We start from the raw sequence: 9,166 nt of genomic DNA on the forward strand, positions 1-9,166 counted from the left end.
CCATCATCGGGACAGGGGCCGGAGCCAGGGCATAAACCACCGTGTCCCCGTGGTTGGAACATGTGGTCGAAGCGTCAAGTGGCCCGTAGGGCCCACGGGAAGGCCGTAGTCTGGAGAGGGCGGGGAAACCCTCGGCCCCAGACGCGGCTCCGAAAATTGTCGGACCCCGTCGCTAGTCTTCCCGCGACCGCTCTTAACCCTCTACAACGACGTCGGGACTGCTGTGGCTGACCGCCTCATCGTGCGTGGCGCACGTGAACACAACCTCAAGGACGTCTCGCTGGACCTCCCGCGGGACTCTCTGATCGTCTTCACCGGGCTGTCCGGTTCGGGCAAGTCCAGTCTGGCCTTCGACACCATCTTCGCCGAGGGCCAGCGGCGCTATGTCGAATCACTGTCGGCTTACGCCCGCCAGTTCCTCGGGCAGATGGACAAGCCCGATGTCGACTTCATCGAGGGGCTCTCGCCCGCGGTGTCGATCGACCAGAAGTCGACCAGCCGCAACCCGCGTTCTACGGTCGGCACGATCACGGAGGTCTACGACTACCTCCGGCTGCTCTGGGCCCGCATCGGCAAGCCGCACTGCCCGCAGTGCGGCCGCACGATCGCCCGGCAGAGCCCGGAGCAGATCGTCGACCGGGTGATGGAGCTCGCGGAGGGCACCCGCTTCCAGGTGCTCGCCCCCGTGATCCGCGGCCGTAAGGGCGAATACACCGAGCTCTTCAGCCAGCTCCAGGCCAAGGGCTTCGCCCGGGCCCGCGTCGACGGCACGGTGGTCCGGCTGGACGAGCCGCCGACGCTGAAGAAGCAGGAGAAGCACGACATCGAGGTGATCGTCGACCGCCTCGCGGTGAAGGAGAGCGCGCGCAGCCGCCTCACCGGCTCCGTGGAGACCGCCCTGCAGCTCTCCGGGGGCACGATCACGCTGGAGTTCGTCGACCTGCCGGACAGCGACCCCAACCGTGAGCGCTTCTACTCCGAGCACCTCTACTGCCCCTACGACGACCTGTCGTTCGAGGAGATGGAGCCCCGCTCGTTCTCCTTCAACTCGCCCTTCGGCGCCTGCCCCGAGTGCACCGGCCTCGGAGTGCGGATGGAGGTCGACCCCGACCTGATCGTGCCCGACCCGGAGACGACCCTGGGCGACGGCGCGATCTCCCCGTGGGCCGGTGGGCACACCAGCGACTACTTCGTCCGACTCGTCGAGGCGCTCGGCCTCGCGATGGGGTTCAAGCTCACCACCCCGTGGGAGAAGCTCCCCCGGAAGGCGCAGAACGCCCTGCTGCACGGTCACGACGAGCAGGTCCACGTCCGCTACAGCAACCGCTACGGCCGTGAGCGCTCCTATTACACCACCTTCGAGGGGGCCATCCCCTGGGTGCAGCGCCGTCATGCCGAGTCCGAGAGCGACGGCATGCGGGAGAAGTACGAAGGCTACATGCGGGAGATCCCGTGCCCGGCCTGCAAGGGGGCCAGGCTCAAGCCGGTCTCGCTGGCCGTCACGGTGGAGGACCGCTCGATCGCCGACGTCTCGGCGATGTCGATCGGCGAGTGCGCGACGTTCCTGGCCGGGCTCCAGCTCTCCGACCGGGACATGCAGATCGCCGAGCGGGTGGTCAAGGAGATCAACGCCCGGATGGGCTTCCTGCTGGACGTGGGTCTCGACTACCTGACCATGGACCGCGCGTCGGGCACCCTGGCCGGCGGCGAGGCCCAGCGCATCCGGCTGGCCACCCAGATCGGCTCCGGCCTGGTCGGCGTGCTCTACGTGCTCGACGAGCCGTCCATCGGCCTGCACCAGCGTGACAACCAGCGGCTGCTGGAGACCCTGATCCGGCTGCGGGACATGGGCAACACGCTCATCGTGGTCGAGCACGACGAGGACACCATCGCCGCCGCCGACTGGGTGGTGGACATCGGTCCCGGCGCCGGCGAGCACGGTGGCCAGGTCGTCGTCTCGGGCACGGTCGCGGAGCTGCTGGCCTCCGAGGACTCGATGACCGGCGCCTACCTCTCCGGGCGCAGGACCATCGCCATCCCCGCCAAGCGCCGCAAGCGCGACAGGAAGCGGCAGATCACGGTGAAGGGCGCCCGCGAGCACAACCTCAAGGGCGTGGACGTGGAGTTCCCGCTCGGGGTGTTCACCGCGGTCACCGGTGTCTCGGGGTCGGGCAAGTCCACGCTGGTCAACGACATCCTCTACAACGCCCTGGCCAAGGAGCTGAACGGCGCGCGCACCGTCCCGGGCCGCCACTCGCGGGTCAACGGGATGGACCTCGTCGACAAGGTCGTGCACGTGGACCAGTCGCCGATCGGCCGCACCCCCCGCTCGAACCCGGCGACCTACACCGGTGTCTTCGACAAGGTGCGCGACCTGTTCGCGCAGACCACCGAGGCCAAGGTCCGGGGCTACCAGAAGGGCCGGTTCAGCTTCAACGTCAAGGGCGGCCGCTGCGAGGCCTGCTCGGGCGACGGCACGATCAAGATCGAGATGAACTTCCTGCCGGACGTCTACGTGCCGTGTGAGGTCTGTCACGGGGCGCGATACAACCGGGAGACGCTGGAGGTCCACTACAAGGGCAAGACGATCTCCGAGGTGCTCGACATGCCGATCGAGGAGGCCCTGGGCTTCTTCGACGCCATCCCGTCCATCAAGCGCTACCTCCAGACGCTGAACGACGTCGGCCTGGGCTACGTCCGGCTGGGCCAGCCCGCCACGACGCTGTCGGGCGGCGAGGCCCAGCGCGTCAAGCTCGCCTCGGAGCTGCAGCGCCGCTCCACCGGCCGGACGATCTACGTGCTGGACGAGCCCACCACCGGCCTGCACTTCGAGGACATCCGGCGGCTGCTGGGCGTGCTCGGCAAGCTCGTGGACGGCGGTAACACGGTCATCGTCATCGAGCACAACCTCGACGTGATCAAGACCGCCGACTGGCTGATCGACATGGGCCCCGAGGGCGGCTCCCGGGGCGGCAGCGTGCTCGCCACCGGCACGCCCGAGGAGGTCGCCCTGGTCGACGACAGCCACACCGGCCGTTTCCTGCGGAAGATCCTCGGTACCTGAGGCCGGATGCGAGACCGGGTCTCCGCGTCAATACCCTTGATGCGTAGGCCCGGTTTGGCGGGGGACGTTGCGAGAAGGGCTGCAATGAGCAGCAGTGAAGGTTCAAGCATGCCCACACGCAGGCATGTGCTCGGCGCCACGGCGGCCGTGGCGTGCGGGGCCGCGCTCACCGGCTGCGCCGACGGCGGGCCCGGTCCGGGCATCGTGCCGCCGGGCATCAAGGGGAAGGTCATCGCCCAGACCGCCGACGTACCGGTGGGCGGCGGCAAGGTCATCACCAAGTGGAAGATCGTGATCACCCAGCCCACCGCGGGGGTGTTCAAGGCGTTCACCGCGAGCTGCCCGCACAAGGGCTGCTCGGTCGCCCGGCCCGAGGACGGGATCATCCGCTGCCCCTGCCACGGCAGCGAGTTCGCCGCCGACTCCGGCAAGTGCCTCAAGGGCCCGGCGGGGGCGCCGCTGGTCGAGTTCGCGCTGAAGCTCGACGGCGACGGCATCGTGATCGTCTGAGGCCTCTCATCGGGACGGTCGTCCGGGACGGGGCCGGAGACACGCCGAGGGCGTATTTCTTCACAGTTTCCTGATGCCGGGTACGGCATGCTGAATCGGCGCCGGGAGGGGCGGCCGTACCTGAAGATGAGGACTCTGGAGGGTGACCATGACTGATACGACACGTCGCGCGGTGATGCTGGGCGCGGGAGGTGCCGGGATGGCCGCGGTGCTGACCGCGTGCTCGGGGTACGGCGACCCCGCCGCCGACAGCGCGTCGGTGGCCGCGGCGCCGGCCTCCTCCGCCCCGGCTGGTTCGGGCGCGGAGGCGGCCGGGGCGGCGGCGCTGACCAAGACCGCTGACATCCCCGAGGGGGGCGGCAAGGTCTTCAAGGACCAGAAGGTGGTGGTGACCCAGCCGACGGCCGGGCAGTACAAGGCCTTCACCTCCGTCTGCCCCCACCAGGGATGCGACGTCGCGACCGTCTCGGGTGGCACGATCAACTGCCCGTGCCACGGCAGCAAGTTCAAGATCGCCGACGGCTCCGTCGCGAACGGCCCCGCCAAGAAGCCTCTCGCGGAGAAGGCGATCAAGGTCGAGGGCGACTCCATCACCCTCGCCTGAGCACCGCCCGCGGCGCCGGCGAGGGAGGGGGGACCCGGCGCCGGCGCCGCGGGGCCCGCGATGCGGGGACGGGTAGGGGTTCCGGAGAAGAGATCCTGTCGGTGAAGGCCGATAGGCTTTCGATGTGGCGAGATCTGTGGTTGGTCCGGCGAGTTTCCGGCCGAGTCCGGGGTCGATCCCCGAATCACCCGGCGTCTACCGGTTCAGGGGCGCCGAGGGCCGGGTCATCTACGTCGGCAAGGCCAAGAACCTGCGCCAGCGGCTGAACTCCTACTTCGCCGACTTCGCCGGGCTCCATCCGCGCACCCAGACCATGCTCACGACCGCCGTCGACGTCGACTGGACGGTCGTCGGCACCGAGGTCGAGGCGCTCCAGCTCGAATACTCCTGGATCAAGGAGTACGACCCGCGGTTCAACGTCAAGTACCGCGACGACAAGTCCTACCCCTACCTCGCGGTCACCATGGGGGAGGAGTTTCCCCGGGTCCAGGTGTTGCGCGGCGCCAAGCGCAAGGGCACCCGTTACTTCGGGCCCTACTCCCATGCCTGGGCGATCAGGGAGACGGTCGACCTGCTGCTGCGGGTGTTCCCGATCAGGAGCTGCTCGGCGGGGGTGTTCCGGCGCGCCGGGCAGATCGGCCGGCCCTGCCTGCTGGGCTACATCGACAAGTGCTCGGCGCCCTGCGTCAGCAGGGTCACCGCCCAGGAGCACCGGACGCTGGCCGAGGACTTCTGCGACTTCATGGCGGGCAACACCGGCCGCTTCATGAAGCGGCTGGAGCGCGAGATGCGCCAGGCGGCCGCCGACCAGGAGTACGAAAGGGCCGCCCGGCTGCGCGACGACATCCAGGCGCTGCTGAGAGCCATGGAGAAGCAGGCCGTGGTGCTGGGGGAGGGCACCGACTGCGACGTGGTCGCACTGGCGGAGGATCCGCTTGAGGCCGCGGTGCAGGTGTTCTACGTCCGCGGCGGGCGCATCAGGGGCCAGCGCGGATGGGTGGTCGACAAGGTCGAGGAGGCCGGGCCCGGCGAGCTGGTCGAGCAGTTCCTGCTGCAGATGTACGGCGACGCGACTCCCGAGGCGCTGCCCAGGGAGGTGCTGGTGCCCGTGCTCCCGCCCGACGCGGAGGCGGTCACCGAGCTGCTCAGCGAGCACCGCAAGGCACGGGTGGAGATCCGCGTCCCGCAGCGGGGGGACAAGAAGTCGCTGATGGAGACCGTCTGGCGCAACGCCATGGAGTCCCTGAAGCAGCACAAGCTCAAGCGGGCCAGCGACCTGACCACCCGGAGCAAGGCGCTGCAGGAGGTCGCCGACGCCCTCGACCTGGACCAGGCGCCGCTGCGCGTCGAGTGCTACGACGTCTCCCACATCCAGGGCACCGACGTGGTGGCCTCCATGGTGGTGTTCGAGGACGGCCTGGCCCGCAAGAGCGAATACCGCAGGTTCTCCGTCCGCTCCACCGAGGGCGACGTCGCCTCGATCTACGAGGTGATCTCACGCCGGTTCAAGCGGTATCTGGAGGAGCGCTCGGCCACCGGGGAGCTCGACGCCGAAGCCGGCGCCGAACCGGGCATCGACCCGGAGACCGGCAGGCCGCGCAAGTTCGCCTACCCGCCCAACCTGGTCGTCGTGGACGGCGGCCCGGCCCAGGCGGCGGCCGCCCAGCGCGCGCTGGACGAGCTGGGCGTGGACGATGTGGCGGTCTGCGGCCTGGCCAAGCGGCTGGAGGAGGTCTGGCTTCCCGGCGAGGACCTGCCGGTAATCCTTCCCCGGTCGAGCGAGGCCCTTTACCTCCTGCAGCGCGTGCGTGACGAGGCCCATCGATTCGCCATCACCTACCATCGGTCGAAGCGGTCGAAGAGCGTCAAGGAAAGCGCCCTGGACGAGGTTCCCGGGCTCGGTCCGGCCCGCAGACAGGCCCTGATCAAGCATTTCGGATCGGTGAAGCGGTTACGGGAGGCGACCGCGGCCCAGATCTGCGAGATTCCCGGGATCGGCCCCGCTACGGCCGAGACGATCGTGTCGGCGTTGAAGGGGGAGAACCCATGAACGGAAAAGAGCCAGCGTTCGTCATCGTCACCGGCATGTCGGGGGCGGGACGGAGCACAGCGGCCAAGGCCCTGGAGGACCTTGGCTGGTTCGTCATCGACAACCTGCCACCCGGCCTGCTGTTCGCCATGGCCGAGGAGGCTGGAAGGGTCAAGCTGGCCGCCGACAAGGTGGCAGCGGTGGTCGACGTGCGCAGTCTGGCGTTCACCACCGACCTCAACGCCGCGATCGAGGAGCTGGACGGGCGCGGCGTCGCCGTACGGGTGGTGTTCCTGGAGGCCAGTGACGAGGAGCTGGTCCGCAGGTTCGAGAACGTCCGCCGTCCGCACCCGCTCCAGGGGGAGGGCCGGCTGGTCGACGGGATCGCGCGCGAGCGCGGCATCCTGCGCGAGGTCCGGGCGAACGCCGACCTGGTCATCGACACCTCCAACCTCAACGTCCACGAGCTCCGCGGCAAGATCGTCGCCTTCTTCGGCGGCGAGGACCGGCCGGGCCTGCGGGTCAACGTGGTCTCCTTCGGCTACAAGTACGGCCTGCCCGTCGACGCCGACCTCGTCGTCGACTGCCGGTTCCTGCCCAATCCTCACTGGGTCCCGGAGCTGCGCCCGATGAACGGGCTCGACACTCCCGTGCGGGAGTACGTTCTCAACCAGCCGGGCGCGAAGGAGCTGCTGGACGCCTACGACGAGGTGGTCGGCATCATCGCGGCCGGTTACACCCGTGAGGGCAAGGGCTACGCCACGCTCGCCGTCGGCTGCACCGGCGGCAAGCACCGCAGTGTCGCCATGGCCGAGCAGATCGGCGGCCGATTGCGTGACCGGGGAGGCATGGAGGTGCAGGTAAGCCATCGGGATGTGGGCCGGGAGTGATCGAAGGTCTCAAGGTCGTCGCGCTGGGCGGGGGGCACGGGCTGTACGCGTCGCTGACGGCGCTGCGCAGGGTCACCTCCGAGCTGACGGCGGTGGTCACCGTGGCCGACGACGGGGGCTCGAGCGGCAGGCTCCGCCGCGAGCTCGGCGTGCTGCCCCCGGGGGACCTTCGGATGGCCCTGGCCGCGCTGTGCGGGGACGACGACTGGGGGCGGACCTGGAGCGAGGTCGTCCAGCACCGGTTCCGGAGTGAGGGCGACCTGCACGGGCACGCGGTCGGCAATCTGCTGATCGTGGCGCTGTGGGAGAGGCTCGGCGACACGGTCGCCGGCCTCGACTGGGTCGGCAGGCTCCTGGGCGCGCACGGACGGGTGCTGCCGATGTCCTCGGTGCCGCTCGACATCGCCGCGGAGGTGGAGCTGGACGGTGAGGTGAGCACCGTGCGCGGCCAGGTGGCCTGCGCGCTCACCCCCGGCCGGGTCCGGGCCATCTCGCTGGTCCCCGAGGATCCCCCGGCCTGCCCCGAGGCGGTCCAGGCGGTCCTGGACGCCGACTGGGTGGTCTTCGGTCCCGGGTCGTGGTTCACCAGCGTGCTGCCCCACCTCAAGGTGCCCCAGCTGGCCGAGGCCCTGCACTCCACCGCGGCGCGCCGCCTGGTCGCGCTGAACCTCGCCCCGCAGCCGGGGGAGACCGACGGCTTCTCCCCCCAGAAACATCTGGAGGTGCTGCGGCAGCACGCCCCCTCCCTGGAGGTCGACGTGGTGCTCGCCGACACCGGGGTGGCCGAGGACGCGGAGGAGCTGGCGAAGGCCGCCGCCGAACTCGGCGGACGGCTCGTCCTGGCCGCCGTGGCCGACCAGGACGGCTCGCCGCGGCACGATGCGCAACGTCTTGCCTCCGTCCTGGACGAGATTTTCCGTGAGAAGCGTTGATCCTGGTCAGCGGTGCTCAGGAGTGCGAGAAACTTCTGTGAGCCTGGTTTATCTCGGGCCGCATGAGGTCTGTATGGGGGAGGACGAACGCACATGGCGATGACAGGTGTGGTCAAGGACGAGCTGAGCAGGTTGCCGGTCCTGAAGCCTTGCTGCCGTAAGGCCGAGGTGTCGACGCTCCTGCGGTTCGCGAGTGGGCTGCACCTGGTGGGCGGACGGATCGTGATCGAGGCGGAGCTCGACACCAACGTCACGGCCAGGCGGCTCATCAAGGACATCGGCGAGGTGTTCGGTCACAAGGCGGAGGTGCTCGTCCTGGCCCCCGCCGGGCTGCGCAAGGGCTCGCGCTACGTGGTGCGGGTCTACCGCGACGGGGAGGCCCTGGCCCGTCAGACCGGATTGATCGACAACCACGGCCGTCCGGTCCGCGGCCTGCCGCGCCAGGTCGTCGCGGGGGCGACCTGCGACGCCGAGGCCGCCTGGCGGGGGGCCTTCCTGGCGCACGGCTCGCTCACCGAGCCGGGCCGTTCCATGTCGCTGGAGGTCACCTGCCCGGGGCCGGAGGCGGCGCTCGCGCTGGTCGGGTCCGCCCGGCGGCTGAAGATCCACGCCAAGGCCCGCGAGGTCCGTGGCGTCGACCGGGTCGTGGTCCGCGACGGCGACGCGATCAGCGCGCTGCTGACCCGGCTGGGCGCCCACGACAGCGTGCTGGCCTGGGAGGAGCGGCGGATGCGCCGCGAGGTCCGGGCGACGGCCAACCGCCTGGCCAACTTCGACGACGCCAACCTGCGCCGTTCGGCCCGCGCCGCGGTGGCCGCCGGGGCCCGGGTCCAGCGGGCCCTGGAGATCCTCGGCGAGGAGGCGCCCGAGCATCTGGTGATCGCCGGCCGTCTCCGGGTCGAGCACAAGCAGGCGTCCCTGGAGGAGCTCGGCCAGCTCGCCGACCCGCCGCTGACCAAGGACGCCATCGCCGGGCGCATCCGCCGCCTGCTCGCCATGGCCGACAAGCGCGCCCAGGACATCGGCATCCCCAACACCGAGGCGAACCTCACGGTGGACATGCTGGCGCCGTAGGCGGGCGCACGGCCGCCGGCGGAGCCCGCTCCCGCGTCTCCGGCCCCCTCCTCACCCGGTCCG

7 protein-coding genes are annotated in these 9,166 nt (G+C 70.1%); all 7 read left to right on the top strand.

Annotation, left to right across the window (positions count from 1 at the left end; genetic code table 11):
- Positions 1-223 precede the first annotated feature (223 nt).
- The 7 genes from uvrA (at position 224) to whiA (ending at position 9,103) form a co-directional block, all read left to right on the top strand.
- A complete protein-coding gene (gene uvrA / locus CA984_RS21715) occupies positions 224-3,064 on the top strand; it encodes an excinuclease ABC subunit UvrA (protein ID WP_086575231.1) in 2,841 nt (946 codons plus the stop codon).
- A 108-nt stretch (positions 3,065-3,172) separates the two neighbouring features.
- Positions 3,173-3,574 carry a Rieske (2Fe-2S) protein gene (locus CA984_RS21720; protein ID WP_242676088.1) on the top strand — a complete coding sequence of 134 codons (402 nt, stop codon included), beginning with the start codon at positions 3,173-3,175 and terminating at the stop codon, positions 3,572-3,574.
- Between the two features lie 148 nt (positions 3,575-3,722).
- The gene (locus CA984_RS21725) at positions 3,723-4,178 is read left to right on the top strand and encodes a Rieske (2Fe-2S) protein (protein ID WP_086575237.1); all 456 of its coding nucleotides are present in this window, start codon (positions 3,723-3,725) and stop codon (positions 4,176-4,178) included.
- Between the two features lie 136 nt (positions 4,179-4,314).
- Positions 4,315-6,228 (top strand): excinuclease ABC subunit UvrC, encoded by a 1,914-nt coding sequence (uvrC, locus tag CA984_RS21730; RefSeq protein WP_086575239.1) that lies wholly within the window; start codon positions 4,315-4,317, stop codon positions 6,226-6,228.
- Entirely contained in the window at positions 6,225-7,097 is an 873-nt protein-coding gene (rapZ, locus tag CA984_RS21735; RefSeq protein WP_086575242.1) for an RNase adapter RapZ, read from the top strand. The genes uvrC and rapZ overlap by 4 nt, the downstream gene beginning before the upstream one ends.
- On the top strand, positions 7,094-8,029 hold the full coding sequence (locus tag CA984_RS21740) for a gluconeogenesis factor YvcK family protein (RefSeq protein WP_086575245.1): 936 nt from the start codon (positions 7,094-7,096) through the stop codon (positions 8,027-8,029). The genes rapZ and CA984_RS21740 overlap by 4 nt, the downstream gene beginning before the upstream one ends.
- A 93-nt stretch (positions 8,030-8,122) precedes the next feature.
- Entirely contained in the window at positions 8,123-9,103 is a 981-nt protein-coding gene (gene whiA, locus CA984_RS21745; protein ID WP_012892507.1) for a DNA-binding protein WhiA, read from the top strand.
- Positions 9,104-9,166 lie beyond the last annotated feature (63 nt).

This window comes from Streptosporangium minutum, assembly GCF_002149035.1.
Classification (GTDB): domain Bacteria; phylum Actinomycetota; class Actinomycetes; order Streptosporangiales; family Streptosporangiaceae; genus Streptosporangium; species Streptosporangium minutum.